This is a genomic window from Sulfitobacter sp. L-8, from assembly GCF_056859255.1.
Window position 1 is genome coordinate 92,875 of the sequence record NZ_JBSXOD010000036.1, and the last position, 14,218, is coordinate 107,092.

The window sequence follows — 14,218 nt, forward strand, 5'->3', positions numbered from 1 at the left end:
GCAAAGGCAGTTATAATGAGAGCGCGGCGTGTACAGCCAGCCCGGTATGGGCTATTTATCCTTGCGGCTATATGGGTCTTGTTGATCCTTCCGCTTAGCGCCATGGCAGCCCCCTATGCTGCTTATGTGATAGACGCCCGCACGGGCGAGGTTTTACACTCCAACAACGCTGACACGCGATTACACCCGGCATCGCTGACAAAGATGATGACACTTTACATCGCTTTCGAGGCTATCAAGCGTCGCGAGATTTCGATCGACAGCAAAGTCAAGATCAGCAGCAATGCGGCGTCAGAACCTCCTAGCAAACTGGGTTTGAAAAGCGGTCAGACCATCGCATTGCGCTATTTGATCCGGGCCGCCGCTGTGAAGTCGGCAAACGACGCCGCAACAGCAATTGGAGAGGCCATCGAAGGGTCGGAAGCAAAGTTCGCACGCCGGATGAACCGTACTGCCAAAGCGCTTGGGATGAAAAATACCACGTTCAAGAACGCCCATGGCCTGACCGAGCCGGGGCATATGTCTACCGCCCATGACATGACCATTTTGGGTCGCCACCTGCTTTACGATTTTCCGGAATACTATAACCTGTTTTCGCGTATCACAGCGGATGCGGGTGTGCGCAAGGTAAGCCACACAAACCGCCGGTTTCTTACGTCCTACAAAGGTGCGGACGGTATCAAGACCGGCTATACCCGTGCCGCAGGATTTAATCTGGTGGCGTCGGCTGAGCGTGGCAACGAGCGTGTGATCGTGACCGTGTTTGGCGGAACATCCACATCGGCGCGTAACGCGAAAGTCGCAGAGCTGATGGATCTGGGCTTCCGTCGTGCTCCATCCAAGGCACCACTCCACAAGCCTGCGAAACCGTCGTACGTGGATGTCGAAGACATACCGATGGCATCTAACGGCGCTGCTGGCAAAACCATCCGAGTGGTGGGCGCGGTTACTTCGTCGAAGCGCCCCAACCTGCGCCCAGGTTCAACTGTCGAAGTGGTTGTTGCGACCGCCGAAAAGCCACAGGCCACCTCGCCGATCTTCAAAGCTGACATTACCGCCGCCTTGCAGGAAGCGCAAAAAACAGTTCCGGTACAGGCAGTTGCACCTGTCCCACGACCGTCCGCGCCAGAGGCTGAGGCGGTAAAGGTCGCCGCTGTTTCGATGCGCCCTATCCAACGTCCGGCAGAGCCAGAGCCAAAGCCAGCCGCGGAAGTGATAAAGGTCGCGCAAGTCGCCAAGATCAAAAAGGTCCCCGCGGCCCCCGAAGTTATCACCCGCGTTTCGACGTCGGGTGGTCGGCACTGGGGCGTCAACGTCGGTCGCTATCCAAGCCGGTATGCAGCCGAGAAAGTATTGCTCAAGACCGCCCTGTCAGAGATTTCGACGCTGGATGGCACATTGCGCAAGGTTGTACAGCGCCCACAGGGGTTTGACGCAAACTTTCTGGGTATGACCCGCGAAACCGCAGACCTCGCCTGTCGCAGGCTGGTTGCGCGCAATGTCAATTGTTTCATGATTGGGCCAAGCTGAAAACCAGCCTTGCTTCAGGTCGTCGCCTGAAGCAAGGTCCGGGTATATTCGGATTTCGGATTATCATATAGCGCGTCAACATCGCCATATTCCACCACATCCCCACGCTTCATGACCATCACTTTGTGAGACATCGCCCGAACAACCTTGAGGTCGTGGCTGATGAACAAATACGCCAGCCCATACTTGCGTTGTAGATTGCGCAACAGATCGACGATTTGCACCTGCACCGTCATGTCCAGCGCCGACGTAGGTTCATCCAACACCAGCAACCGCGGTCGCAGCACCATCGCGCGGGCAATCGCGATACGTTGACGCTGCCCCCCTGAAAACTCGTGCGGATACCGATCCATTGTCACTGGGTCGAGCCCGACTTCGATCATCACATCCCGGACGAGTTCACGAGGGTTACGGTCAGGATCAACCTTGTGAATGGCCAGCCCTTCGGAGATGATCTGCATGCACGTCATTCGCGGCGAAAGACTGCCAAAAGGGTCCTGAAACACGATCTGCATGTCTTTTCTCAGACGGCGCAGCTCTCGGGTGGACCAGCTTCGCACGTCCTGGCCCATAAAGTCGATTCCGCCTTCGGACGAAATCAGCCGCATGATCGCCAGCGCCAATGTGGTCTTGCCCGAACCGGATTCCCCGACGATGCCGACGGTCTCGCCCGCGCGTACGGATAACGAAGCCCCATTGACCGCCTTAACGTGGTCAACCGTCCGGCGCAGAAATCCCTTTTGAATAGGGAACCACACCTTAAGCTGATCAGTGCTGGCAATCAGCTCTGCATCTGCGGGCACTGGATCAGGGCGACCCGAGGGCTCAGCCCCCAACAGCTTGACGGTATAGGGGTGTTGAGGGTTCTCAAAGACGTCGCGCGCCGGTCCCTGTTCAACAATTTCACCCTGCTGCATGACGCATACCCGGTCGGCAATACGGCGCACGATGCCCAAGTCATGAGTGATGAACAACAGGCCCATGCCTTCGCTGTCCTTCAGCTCTTTCAAGAGATCAAGGATCTGGGCCTGAATGGTCACGTCAAGCGCTGTGGTGGGTTCGTCCGCGATCAATACGTCGGGCTTGTTCGCAAGGGCCATGGCGATCATGACCCGCTGGCGTTGGCCACCAGACAACTGGTGCGGATACGCCCCCAGTCGGCTTTCCGCATCGACGATTCCGACCTTCTCAAGCAGATCAAGAATGCGCGCGCGCGCCTCTGCGCCAACGACGCCCTGGTGCAAGGCCAGCGATTCCCCGAGCTGCTTTTCGATCGTGTGCAGCGGGTTCAATGATGTCATCGGTTCTTGGAAAATAAAGCTGATGTCATTGCCACGCACCTTGCGCAGCAGTTTATCATTCGCTCCGACCATCTGCTGCCCGTCGTACAGCACCGAGCCCGATACTTCGGCACTGTCACCCAGCAGCGAAACCGTGCTGAGCGCCGACACCGATTTTCCCGAACCGGATTCACCGACCAGCGCCACCGTTTCCCCACGCTTGAGACTGAAGCTGACGCCCCTTACCGCATGGGTTAACGTGCCCTCTTGGCGGAACGATACGTGCAAATCAGCCACATCGAGAATTGGCTTGTCAGTTGTCTGGTTCATAGCGTGGTAAACTGCATCAAAGCGAAAGCGCCCCATACCGCCATCGGGACACAAAGCAACTGTAACCAGATCGGCGGCCATTTGAGGTATGCCAGGCTCCACATACCGATAAGAGTGGTGAGTGTCGAAGGAAGAAACCGGGTTTCCATCAAGCCGAACATGAAGCCAAGCGTATCACCCGGTTCGATGAAAATCGTCAGCACCAGTTCCAGCGTGACAACGAGCGCAACAAGGACCGCGGCGATATACAGCAGTTTTGCCACTACGGATCCGACTGAGCGGCGCGACGAACCGATCATGAAAACGTCTTTCTGGGATCAAACGCATCGCGCACCCCTTCAAAGATAAAGATAAGCAGTGACAGCATCAGCGCGAAGGTGAAGAACGCTGTAAAGGCCAGCCATGGCGCTTGCAAGTTCTGCTTGGCCTGCAATGTCAGTTCGCCCAGCGAAGGAGCCGAGGACGGCAAACCAAAGCCGAGAAAGTCAAGTATCGCGAGCGTGCTGATCGTTCCGGTGATGATAAAGGGCAGCATCGTCAGCATCGCCACCATCGCATTGGGAAGCATGTGGCGGAACATGATCGTGAGATTGCCCACACCAAGCGCACGCGCGGCGCGAACGTATTCCAGGTTGCGGGCCCGCAGAAATTCTGCGCGCACGACGCCCACCAATGCGGTCCAGCTAAACAATACCAACAAGAAGACCAACAGCCAAAAACTGCGCCCCAGAATTGCGAACATGATGATGATGACATAGAGCGAAGGGGTCGATGACCAGATTTCGATCACACGCTGAAAGATCAGGTCTGTCCAGCCGCCAAAGAAACCCTGCACCGCACCCGCGATAATCCCTATCAAGGACGCCGCCCCGGTGACGATCAACGTAAAGATGATCGACAAGCGGAACCCGTGAATGACACGTGCCAAAACGTCACGCTTGGTGCCATCGGTCCCCAGAAGGTTTTGGCGGTTGGGCGGAAGCGGTGCCGCCCCGGGACGGTCGACAGCGGTATTGAATGAATAAGGGATCGGGGGCCAGATCGACCACCCTCTTTCGATCTGCGTTCCAGCGACCTCACCGTCCTGCGCATCTGCCATAAGGCGATCGGGATCATCGAGACAGTCAACCACCCCGCCAGTGGCGATCAGACATTGAACTTCGGGATCACGGTACACCGCTTCGGTCTGGAAATCGCCTCCGAAGGCGGTTTCAGGGTAAAAGTTGAAGATCGGCATATAAAATTCGCCGCGATAGCTGACCAATATCGGCTTGTCGTTGGCCACAAATTCCGCGAACAGCGAAATACCGAATAGAACAGCGAATATCCAAAGGCTCCAATATGCCCGGCGATTTCGGACAAAGTTACGCCAGCGACGCTGGTTAAGCGGGGAAAGCGCCACTGTTCAACCCTCTCGCTTTTCGAAGTCGATCCGCGGGTCTACGACAACATACATCAGATCCGACAGGATACCGACGAGCAATCCAATCAGCCCGAAGATGAACAGTGTACCGAACACAATAGGATAATCCCGCGCGACCGCGGCCTCGAACCCCAGACGGCCCAAACCATCAAGGCTGAAGATTGTCTCGATGATCAGCGACCCGCCGAAGAACACACCGATAAACACCGCTGGAAAGCCCGCGATCACGATCAGCATGGCATTGCGGAAAACGTGCCCATACAGCACCGTGCGTTCAGAAACTCCTTTGGCGCGGGCAGTGATGACATATTGTTTCTTGATCTCATCCAGAAAGCTGTTTTTGGTCAACAAGGTCAACGTCGCAAAGGCCGAGATGGTCGAGGCAAGAACCGGCAACGTGATGTGCCAAAAATAATCTCCCACCTTGCCGATAGGACTAAGCTGATCAAAGTTATCCGAAGTCAGCCCGCGAAGAGGAAAAATCTGCCAGTACGACCCGCCTGCGAACAGGACCAGCAGAAGGATCGCAAACAAAAATCCCGGGATCGCATAGGCGGCGATAATCGCGCCTGATGTCCAGGTATCAAACGCGGTCCCGTCCTTGACCGCCTTGCGGATGCCCAAGGGGATAGAGACCAGATAAGCGATCACCGTTGACCACAAACCAAGCGTGATCGACACCGGCAGCTTTTCCTTGATCAGCTCGATGACGCTGATGGATCGAAAGTAGCTTTCTCCGAAATCGAAGCGCATGTAGTTCCACATCATGTTCACGAAACGCTCGAGCGGCGGTTTATCAAATCCGAACTCTTTCTCCAGCTCAGCGATGAATTCAGGCGGTAGCCCACGCGCGCCCACATAATTTTCATTGGCCGTCGCCGCGCCAGTGTTGCCAGCATCGTTGCCGCTACCCGAAAATCCCTCAAAGACGTTGCCGCCGCCTTGGATACGCGCAATAGCCTGCTCGACCGGCCCGCCGGGCACGAACTGTACCAATGCGAAGTTGATCAACATAATCCCCAACAACGTCGGGATGATCAGCAACAGCCGTCTAAGAATATATGCGCCCATGTTCGGCGTTTACCTTAGAGCACCGGCGGCACGCAAGGCGGCAGCTTTGTCTTCGTTGTACCACCAGAAATCCAGATACCCCAAAGCATAGGCTGGCTGGGTTTCGGGGTGTTCATACTGATCATAATAGGCTGTCCAGAAACTGTCGTTATACCACGCCGGAATCATGAAGAACTCATACCGTAATGCACGATCCAGCGCGGTCAAGCTTGCATCCTCTTGTTCTTTTGTCTCGGCGTTCAAGGAAGCCTCGATGATTGCGTCTACCAGCGGGCTGGCCAGCCCGGCAGGGTTGAACAGCGAATAGGCCGCAGCCTCTGACCCATAGCGCTGCGCCAGACCGGTCCCGGTGCCCAGGAAGGCTGCATAGCTATCAAAGACCATATCGTAATCGCGGTCACGTTCGCGGGCGGTATATTGCGAGCTGTCTACCTTCTCGAGCACCGCATCAATGCCCATGTTTTGAAGATTGGCGGTGAAATTTTCAATCACAGCGGCAAGAGTCGCGGACCCGGATGAGTTCAGCAAAAAGTTAAGGCGCAGCGGTTTGCCGTTGGCATCATAACGCTTGCCATCATCACCAACGGCCCAACCTGCGTCATCCAGTAATTTCATTGCACGGCGCAGGTTGCGACGGTCCAGCAACCGCGACGCATCGGATACATGCGGCACGATAGCATCTTCAGTCAGCATTGCTGGCGGCACGACATCGCCCAATGACTCGAGAAACGCGAGCTCGGCCCCTTGCGGTGCGCCCTTGGCCATCAACGGCGTATCCTGGGTGAAGGAGGATCTCGGCTTGAACAGTCCATATTGCAGGGACTCGTTGGTCCATTCAAAGTTGAAGCCCAACGCTACCGCTTCCCGTACCCGCTTGTCCTGCAACACTTCGCGGCCAAGGTTGAAAACAATCCCCGACGGCGTCGGTGGCGATCCATCCGGGATGTCTTCCTTCACGACGTAACCTGCGTCTACTTTCGGAAAGTCATACGCGGATGCCCATTGCTTGGAGCTCCCTTCCGTACGAAAGGTATATTCGCCTGCCTTGAAGGCTTCGAACGCAGAGTTTTCGTCGCCGAAATATTCGACGCGGATCGTGTCAAAGTTGTTGCGACCTGCGTTAAATGGCAGATCAGCCCCCCAGTAGTCGGGATTACGTTTATAGACGATACGGCGATTCACGTCGACGCTGTCTATGACATAAGGGCCAGAACCAGGCGAGACGTTCAAGCGCGATTCATCCAGGCGCGCACCCGATTCCTCGTACCACTTCTTGGACCAAGCGGGGACACCGCCGACCTGATCAATCAGGCTGCGGCGAGAAATGCCGGGGGTGAAGTAAAATTTTATCGTGTAATCGTCAATCACCTCTACCTTGGGAATACGCTGTCGCACAGCATCAGCATAGGATTTCAAACCTTGGTCCAACAGCAAATTATGGCTGAACGCTATGTCATGAGCCGTCACCGGGTCGCCGGTCGAAAACTTGGCGTCCTTGCGCATGTGAAATATCACCCAATCCTTGCTTTCGGGATATTCAAGGCTTTCACACAGCAAACAATAAGATTCACCATAGACATCCGCCGGAGCAGGTTCATTACCCGTACCTTCACCAAGCAGGCTTTCGTACATGATCGTACTTAATGCGCCGCCACGGCCCTTGCGCGAATAGGGGTTCATTGAATCAAAAGACCCCAACGCAGAAATAGAGATCTCCCCCCCCTTTGGAGCTTGGGGATTCACATAGTCAAAATGTGTGTAATCAGCCGGGTATTTCAGATCACCATAGAACGAATAACCATGAGACTTGATTATCGTGTCGCCTTCGGCCTGTTCTGCGGCCGCAGCGATTGCAAGGCCAAACACCAGACATGTCGCCCATCCCGCTTGCACAAACAGGTTTAGCGGGTAGGTTCTAACGCGAGTATTTGTCCGGGGCATCGGTGTCTCCAATACAACAAGCAACGTTTCAAGGCGGTTCATCGTCATGCGCAAGCTAACGGGCCTCTGGCCCAAGTTACAAGTTGCGAATATGTTATCTGGCTGAAATCCGGACGTTAAACAGCAAAAGACCGCCCACAACGGGGCGGTCCAATACCACAGATTTAGTAAAGATTAATTACCAAGGCTTTCAAGATATGCGATAACATTGGCACGATCTTCGATCTTGCTTAAACCGGCAAAGCCCATCTTGGTGCCAGGCGCAAATGCAGCAGGCTTTTCTAGGAAGTGGCTAAGGTTCTCGGGTGTCCAGACATCGACGACTTTTTCAAGAGCGCCGGAATAGTTATAGCCTACCGCCGCGTCGACTTTCCGACCAACAACCCCATGCAGATAAGGGCCAACAGCGTTTTCACCATCAACGATTTTGTGGCACGCCGAACATTTACGGAATACCTTTTCACCTGCGGCAGGGTCAGCCGACGCCATTACCTCGGTAAAATCGACCGCATTTTCTGCCGGGGCACTGGCTTCCGCGCTGGCGACCTCGACAACATAGCCCGGTTCACCATGCGCACCGCGCTGATAAACCTCTTCGGCGGCAAACTTGCCAAGCAGCAGGATAAGCCATGCGCCAAACAGGCCGGCGGCGATTTTGGTAACAGTCATTGTATCGAACATGCGTGAAGGTCCATCGTTGGTATTCGGGCATCGTATTGCAGGCGTATCTATTGCTTTCCCTTCGTCGGGGCAAGGTGTAGTTAGCGCGACCAAACGCCGTACTTGGAAAATGCCCAGCAAAGGACGCCCAAAATGAGCCAGCAGACCGCCCCTCGCATCGCTTTTCAGGGCGCATTGGGTGCCTATAGCCACGAAGCGTGTCTTCAGGCCCGACCAAATATGATTCCGGTTCCCTGCACCACCTTCGAAGGGGTCATACATGCGGTGCGCGATGGCCGCGCCGATCTGGCGATGCTGCCTGTCGAAAATTCGACATACGGCCGTGTCGCGGATATTCATCGCCTGTTGCCCCACAGCGGGCTTCGGATCATTGCGGAAGCGTTCGTGCGGGTGCGGATCAGCCTGATGGCGCAGCCCGGTGTAAAGCTGAGCGACGTCAAACATGTCCGCGCGCATATGGTACTTATCCCTCAGGCGCGCAGCTGGCTGGATGCTCACGGCATTACCTCGGAAGCGGCGGTAGACAGCGCTGGTGCAGCGGCAGATCTTGCGGTGTCCGACGAACGTACCGTCGGTGTTTTGGCCAGCGAAGTGGCCGCTGACATTCACGGGCTCGATGTGCTGGCGCGCGATATCGAGGATCTTGATCACAACACCACCCGCTTTTTGCTGATGTCTCCGGACCTGGACGCCTCCCACCGTGCGGAAAAAATGCTGACCACCTTTGTTTTTGAAGTCCGCAACATTCCTGCCGCACTATACAAGGCGATGGGTGGGTTTGCCACCAATGGCGTCAATATGACCAAACTGGAAAGTTATATGGCGGGGGGATCATTTACCGCAACCCAGTTTTATGCAGATATCGAAGGCCATCCGGACGACCCAGCAGTCAAGCGGGCACTTGATGAATTGGATTACTTTACCAATATGCTGGAAATTTTGGGGGTTTATCCGGCGCATCCAGACCGCTACGGCCGATAACCCGTCCTGATCACGGGAAGCGGATTATCGAGGCGCTTGGTAGCGTGCTTCCATGCCCTTGGCGTAATCCGCCACACGCGCTTTGAACTTTTTTGTCAGCGAGGTTTTCGCCAGTTTTAACGACTGGACCAACAAGCGTGCCGACAAATTATGCGGTTTGATCTCAAGAGCGACCGTGATTCGCGTTCTGCTCCGGGACAGAGCCAGAAGATCCAGTTCCATATCACCGGTTAATCCGGGCGAAGTAGTTATCAGCTTCATTTCGGTTGGACGAACGAACTTGACCATTTCCACACAAACTTCACGGCGTTTTCCGCGCATATCGAACGCGGCGTCCCATGTCATCCCCGACGCGGGTCGATGCAATGCGTCCACGCGTTGAACATCCGCACCGCGATGCATTGCCGCCCGTTCGAATTGTTCAAATTCACTCAGCATTTCAAACGCCGCGTCTATAGGGACGTCTATATCTTCTTTGGTCGAAAATTTCATTCTGTGAACTGCCTTTGTGAAAGCAAGAAGGATCGCTTTAATCCAGCGTATCTGCAAGCCAATTTTCAAGGAGAAAATGCGCGATTGCCCCTTTACGTGCGGGCAATATGGTCGGGTGTTGCCCCGCAAATACCTCCATCATTTCCTCTTTGCTCACCCACATGGCTGCTTCGATTTCTTTGGGGTCGATGGTAATGTCGCGGCTTGTTGCGATACCGGCACAGCCAAGCATCAATGACGCGGGAAACGGCCAGGGCTGGCTCGCCAGATAGCTGACTTCGCCAACTTCGATCCCGGCTTCTTCAAAAACTTCACGCCGCACCGCGGCCTCGAGCGTTTCTCCCGGTTCGACAAAACCCGCCAGCAGCGAAAACATCCCCGCAGGCCAGCCCGGCGACCGCCCCATCAGAACAGAATTACCATTTGTAATCAACATGATAACTACGGGGTCGGTGCGCGGAAAGTGAGAGGCATGGCAGGCCGGGCAATTGCGTTGCCACCCGGCCTCGTTCATCACGGTTTCAAACCCGCACCGTGCGCAATACCCGTGGTTTTCGTGCCATGACAATAAGGCTTTGCCAGTGGCGGCCAATTCGGCATCGCGCGGGGACAGCCACGTCATCACCCGGCGCATCTCAAGGAAAGCAAACTCTTGAGGCAGTTGGGGGTGGCGCTGCTCGCTCGGGTCAAGGAACGACCCAAGTTGTTGCGGATCGATGTATTCCGGTGTCCACGCGGATAGATCGAATGCAAAACGTGCCTCTCCATCTTCGAGCCCCAGCAATACAGCGTCCCCAGACGCGTCTTGCAGCGCAGGGTGATCCAGCGGCAAACGCACCAACGAAGCGGGCCGTGCCGGCTCGACCAGTATTTTGCCGCGCCAGAACAAGATGGCCCGCGCAGCGCTGTCAGTTTTCAAGGCGGCCACGGCCTCCCGGTCGCCACGCACCTCGCCTGCGCGATCCAGCCCCGACCCGCCAAATGTAACCGTTTCTGCGTGCTTCATCATCCACCCCGTGGTTTGCTGCCCCCCTGAGTATTCACCCTTGTTGAGCTTGCCAAGGGCACAGAGTTTTCGGCCCGCATTTATCTTCGAACTAAATTGTTGGCATGATTAACACATTCGCGCAGAAATTGTGGCAAGAGTGGATTAGATGATACCTTTGAGCACGCATAATATAAATAAGTTTCCAACCATCCTTCTGGCTGCGTGGGCGTTATGATGTCAAACTGCACCTCGTCATTGCGTATCCTCGCGACGACCGACCTGCACATGAATATCACCGGGTTCAATTACGCAACCAATACCCCCGGCCCCCTTTCAACCACACCCAGCCTTGCGGGGCTCGCACCGCAAATAGCCAAGGCTCGCGCCGAAGCAGAAGCTGACGACCGCTTGTGCCTTTTGGTTGATAACGGCGATTTTCTACAGGGGACACCGCTCGCGGATTGGCTAAGCATGACCAATCATCAACACGCGCACCCAATGGCGTTGATTTTCAACACCTTGCGATATGATGCAATCGGCCTGGGCAACCACGACCTTGATTACCGCATGGATTACCTGAACAACTTTGCGGCGCAGATCACTGCCCCGTTGATTTGCAGCAATTTGCGCGGCACGGGGATGACCAACCTGTTGTCCGCACACACCATGACAAGAAGGATAAACTCTTCGGACGGCATGCAGGATATCAAAATCGGCGTTCTGTCAGTATTGCCACCCGAGACTGTTATCTGGAATATCGAAGAACTTCCCGAGGGCGCACAGATAGATGACCCTGTCACCTGCATCACTCAGAAAGCCAAGGATCTGCGGGCACAGGGGGCCGATCTGGTTATTGTGCTGGCGCACATGGGGTTGGGTGAGCAGGATGGCAAAACCGGCATAGGTGACTGGGGGGCGACCGCCCTGGCGCGGCTGCCATGTATCGACGTCATCGTTGCAGGTCACACCCATTACCGCCATCCCAGCGACTGGCCCGCCGCACGTAGTCTCGACCCAAGTGTTCCGGTCATCATGCCAGGCAGTTCCGCTTCGCATCTGGGGGTGCTTGACCTGGAGCTGAAACAACAACGCAATGGACAGTGGCGGGTTGAAGACCACGTGGCGCGTCTGCGGTTGCAAACCAACCATAGCGAACCGAAAATACATAGCCTCGCAGCACCGGCACATCAGTTGGCATGTACATACCTGGAGGAAAGCATCGGTCACACCGCCGAGCGTTTGCACAGCTACTTCGCCCTGTTGCGCCCTTCAAAGATCATGGCCCTTACCGCCCGTGCCAAAACAATCGCAGTCCATCAAGCAATACAGGGCAGTGATCTCGAACACCTGCCAATTCTGGCGACCGCTACTGCGCGTTCACTTCGGGGTGCTGAAGGCCCAAGCAATTTCATCGACATCCCCGCCGGGCCGGTCCTGCGTCGACACCTTGCCGGCATGGTGCCGTTTACCAACAAGGTATGCGCCTTGATCTTGACATCCGACAAGCTGGCGGAGTGGCTAGAACAATCAGCTTCGGCATATGGCTTGCAAAGCCCCCGCGCACATCGTCAACCGTTGTTGAACCCCGACGTGCCAATGTTCGTGTTCGATGCAATATTTGGGTTGTCCTATGTGTTCGATTTAAGCAAGCCGGTGGGCACACGCGTATCCGACCTGCGGCACAACGGCCTCCCGCTTGCGGACACACAACGTTTCATACTGGCAACCAATCATTTCCGCGCGGCAGGCGGTGGCGGTTACGACAAGATAACCTTGCCTGCTCCGTTCGTAAAATGCACCACAACCATAACCGACGCGCTCGAGACCGCGCTACATTCCGATACGTGCCTCGAATGGATGGGGCATTCGCCGTGGCAACTGAAACGGATAGGCACAACAGCAACGTTCGACACCAGTGCGGCAGCGCATTCCTGTTTCGATGAAATCGCGACATTCGCGCCGAAAATACGTGAAAAAACCGACGTCGGGTTGAACCGGATCGAGATTGAACTCTGAACCTTGCACTTCGCGAAATGCCGTACTATATCACTCTCGAGAGGTTGGTGCGGGCAGGTGCCTCGCCAACCCGGTCAGATCCGGAAGGAAGCAGCCGTAACGAGCCCCACTTGGGTCGTTATCAGCCTCTCACCACATCGCCACGCCGAGCCGACTAATATCGGCGTTCCAACGGGAACGCCTTCACCGGCTCGGAAACGATCACAGCGCGTGATTACAGCTTTTCCGTAGCGAATGTATCGCACTGATCAACCTGACCACTATCGAACCCCCGCTGAAACCATCCGGACCGTTGCGCCGAAGTTCCATGGGTGAATGTATGTGGCTGCGGCACGCGCCCTGCCTGTTTTTGCAGGTAATCATCGCCGATCTTTCGCGCGGCGTTCAATGCTTCATCCAGATCGCCACGCTCCATCAGACCTTGCACGTTTGCGGCCCAAATCCCCGAAAAGCAATCGGCCATCAGTTCCAACCGCACGGTCAGTGCATTGGCTTCGACGTCAGACGACTTTTGGCGCAAGGCATTGACTTGGGGCAAGATGCCAAGCTGATTTTGGACATGGTGCGCGACCTCGTGGGCAATCACATAAGCCGCGGCGAAATCGCCCCCTGCCCCCATCCGCTGGGACATCATAGCGAAAAACTGGGTATCCAGATATGCCTTTTGATCGGATGGACAGTAGAATGGGCCGGTCGCCCCTGACGCTCCGCCGCATGCACTTTGCGTCACGTCCGAAAACACCACTACACGCGGGGGCACATAGTCACGCCCAAGCTGCTGTTGGAATACCTCCGCCCAGACGTTTTCTGTAGTGGTCAGAACCTGCGCGACAAATTGAGTTTGCTCACTGTCGGTCTGGGTAACAGGTGTCCCTTGCTGCACCTGTCTGTCCCCACCCACCAAGAGCGGAGAGACATCTATACCGGTAAAATATCCGATCGCGAGAACAGCCAATACACCGACCAGCCCGAGACCGCCCGCGCGTGCTCCGCGCCCGCCACCCCTGCGCACCTCGACATTGCTACTCCGCCTTATCCCTTTCAGTCGCATTCCGTCCCTCACAATTAATTGTTATTGTCAGTGAAACCCATAAGCCGCACAATAGTTCAATGAACGATAAAAATAGCACCGAACTGGCTGAAGACCGGACCAATTGGGCCGAGGATCGGACAATTCTAGCCAATGAACGCACCTTCGCAGGCTGGATGCGGACAGGGATGGCGTCGCTTGCAGTCGCGATCGGGCTCAAGGCGGTTTTTGGCGATTTCCACCCAACCTGGGCCGCAAAAGGTGTGGCGAGCATTTTTGTTGTGGCCGCAGTCTATATCTTCTGGGCCGCCCACGATGCGGCCTCCCAGACACTTGAACGGCTGACCGACCATCATGCGAATGCCCAGCCCAATGCTCGGATGAAGACCCTCGCGGTGATTTTCAGCTTTGCCTCGGTTGCGGTTGGCGGCATCCTCTGGATGCTCTAGGTTCTA

Annotated in this window: 13 protein-coding genes and 1 other RNA gene; 5 read left to right on the top strand and 9 right to left on the bottom strand. The window is 55.7% G+C overall.

Translation table 11 applies throughout. The features are described 5' to 3' along the window. Positions 1-15: 15 nt before the first annotated feature. Entirely contained in the window at positions 16-1,530 is a 1,515-nt protein-coding gene (locus AC13DE_RS04800; protein ID WP_483047203.1) for a D-alanyl-D-alanine carboxypeptidase family protein, read from the top strand. A gap of 14 nt (positions 1,531-1,544) precedes the next feature. Here AC13DE_RS04800 and AC13DE_RS04805 read toward each other — a convergent pair whose 3' ends face one another. From AC13DE_RS04805 to AC13DE_RS04830, 6 genes are all read right to left on the bottom strand, one after another. After that, positions 1,545-3,140, bottom strand: coding sequence for an ABC transporter ATP-binding protein (locus tag AC13DE_RS04805; protein ID WP_483047204.1), 1,596 nt, complete (start codon positions 3,138-3,140; stop codon positions 1,545-1,547). Continuing rightward, positions 3,137-3,439, bottom strand: a complete 303-nt coding sequence (locus tag AC13DE_RS04810; RefSeq protein WP_483047205.1) for a hypothetical protein — start codon at positions 3,437-3,439, stop codon at positions 3,137-3,139. Before AC13DE_RS04810 ends, AC13DE_RS04805 begins: the two co-directional genes overlap by 4 nt. Further along, positions 3,436-4,542, bottom strand: coding sequence for an ABC transporter permease (locus AC13DE_RS04815; RefSeq protein ID WP_446296566.1), 1,107 nt, complete (start codon positions 4,540-4,542; stop codon positions 3,436-3,438). Before AC13DE_RS04815 ends, AC13DE_RS04810 begins: the two co-directional genes overlap by 4 nt. A gap of 3 nt (positions 4,543-4,545) precedes the next feature. Continuing rightward, on the bottom strand, positions 4,546-5,634 hold the full coding sequence (locus AC13DE_RS04820; protein ID WP_446296565.1) for a microcin C ABC transporter permease YejB: 1,089 nt from the start codon (positions 5,632-5,634) through the stop codon (positions 4,546-4,548). Positions 5,635-5,643: 9 nt separating this feature from the next. Continuing rightward, positions 5,644-7,575, bottom strand: coding sequence for an extracellular solute-binding protein (locus tag AC13DE_RS04825; RefSeq protein ID WP_483047206.1), 1,932 nt, complete (start codon positions 7,573-7,575; stop codon positions 5,644-5,646). Positions 7,576-7,749: 174 nt separating this feature from the next. Then, positions 7,750-8,256, bottom strand: a complete 507-nt coding sequence (locus AC13DE_RS04830; protein ID WP_483047207.1) for a c-type cytochrome — start codon at positions 8,254-8,256, stop codon at positions 7,750-7,752. A gap of 132 nt (positions 8,257-8,388) precedes the next feature. Between AC13DE_RS04830 and AC13DE_RS04835 the strand changes: the two genes are divergently transcribed. After that, a complete protein-coding gene (locus AC13DE_RS04835; RefSeq protein ID WP_483047208.1) occupies positions 8,389-9,237 on the top strand; it encodes a prephenate dehydratase in 849 nt (282 codons plus the stop codon). A 24-nt stretch (positions 9,238-9,261) separates the two neighbouring features. Here AC13DE_RS04835 and AC13DE_RS04840 read toward each other — a convergent pair whose 3' ends face one another. Together AC13DE_RS04840 and nudC are read right to left on the bottom strand one after the other, a co-directional pair. Next, entirely contained in the window at positions 9,262-9,729 is a 468-nt protein-coding gene (locus tag AC13DE_RS04840) for an SRPBCC family protein (protein WP_483047209.1), read from the bottom strand. Positions 9,730-9,766: 37 nt separating this feature from the next. Continuing rightward, positions 9,767-10,735 carry an NAD(+) diphosphatase gene (nudC, locus tag AC13DE_RS04845; RefSeq protein ID WP_483047229.1) on the bottom strand — a complete coding sequence of 323 codons (969 nt, stop codon included), beginning with the start codon at positions 10,733-10,735 and terminating at the stop codon, positions 9,767-9,769. A 216-nt stretch (positions 10,736-10,951) separates the two neighbouring features. Between nudC and AC13DE_RS04850 the strand changes: the two genes are divergently transcribed. After that, positions 10,952-12,733: a bifunctional metallophosphatase/5'-nucleotidase gene (locus AC13DE_RS04850; protein ID WP_483047210.1), complete on the top strand. Its 1,782-nt coding sequence runs from the start codon at positions 10,952-10,954 to the stop codon at positions 12,731-12,733. Positions 12,734-12,770: 37 nt separating this feature from the next. Continuing rightward, an RNA gene (gene ffs, locus AC13DE_RS04855) (signal recognition particle sRNA small type) lies at positions 12,771-12,868 on the top strand. A 79-nt stretch (positions 12,869-12,947) separates the two neighbouring features. Here the strand turns inward: ffs and ypfJ are convergent. Continuing rightward, complete coding sequence (ypfJ, locus tag AC13DE_RS04860) at positions 12,948-13,784, bottom strand: KPN_02809 family neutral zinc metallopeptidase (protein ID WP_446314189.1); 837 nt, start codon at positions 13,782-13,784, stop codon at positions 12,948-12,950. A gap of 59 nt (positions 13,785-13,843) precedes the next feature. On the opposite strand from ypfJ, the gene AC13DE_RS04865 reads away from it, so the two are divergent. Then, positions 13,844-14,212, top strand: coding sequence for a DUF202 domain-containing protein (locus AC13DE_RS04865; protein WP_446296557.1), 369 nt, complete (start codon positions 13,844-13,846; stop codon positions 14,210-14,212). Positions 14,213-14,218 lie beyond the last annotated feature (6 nt).

Excerpts from the sequence above, each read along its gene's own strand:
- AC13DE_RS04800 (WP_483047203.1), top strand. The coding sequence starts at position 16 with ATGAGAGCGCGGCGTGTACAGCCAGCCCGGTATGGGCTATTTATCCTT.
- AC13DE_RS04805 (WP_483047204.1), bottom strand. The coding sequence starts at position 3,140 with ATGAACCAGACAACTGACAAGCCAATTCTCGATGTGGCTGATTTGCAC.
- AC13DE_RS04810 (WP_483047205.1), bottom strand. The coding sequence starts at position 3,439 with ATGATCGGTTCGTCGCGCCGCTCAGTCGGATCCGTAGTGGCAAAACTG.
- AC13DE_RS04820 (WP_446296565.1), bottom strand. The coding sequence starts at position 5,634 with ATGGGCGCATATATTCTTAGACGGCTGTTGCTGATCATCCCGACGTTG.
- AC13DE_RS04825 (WP_483047206.1), bottom strand. The coding sequence starts at position 7,575 with ATGCCCCGGACAAATACTCGCGTTAGAACCTACCCGCTAAACCTGTTT.
- AC13DE_RS04830 (WP_483047207.1), bottom strand. The coding sequence starts at position 8,256 with ATGTTCGATACAATGACTGTTACCAAAATCGCCGCCGGCCTGTTTGGC.
- AC13DE_RS04835 (WP_483047208.1), top strand. The coding sequence starts at position 8,389 with ATGAGCCAGCAGACCGCCCCTCGCATCGCTTTTCAGGGCGCATTGGGT.
- AC13DE_RS04840 (WP_483047209.1), bottom strand. The coding sequence starts at position 9,729 with ATGAAATTTTCGACCAAAGAAGATATAGACGTCCCTATAGACGCGGCG.
- nudC (WP_483047229.1), bottom strand. The coding sequence starts at position 10,735 with ATGAAGCACGCAGAAACGGTTACATTTGGCGGGTCGGGGCTGGATCGC.
- AC13DE_RS04850 (WP_483047210.1), top strand. The coding sequence starts at position 10,952 with ATGTCAAACTGCACCTCGTCATTGCGTATCCTCGCGACGACCGACCTG.
- ypfJ (WP_446314189.1), bottom strand. The coding sequence starts at position 13,784 with ATGCGACTGAAAGGGATAAGGCGGAGTAGCAATGTCGAGGTGCGCAGG.
- AC13DE_RS04865 (WP_446296557.1), top strand. The coding sequence starts at position 13,844 with ATGAACGATAAAAATAGCACCGAACTGGCTGAAGACCGGACCAATTGG.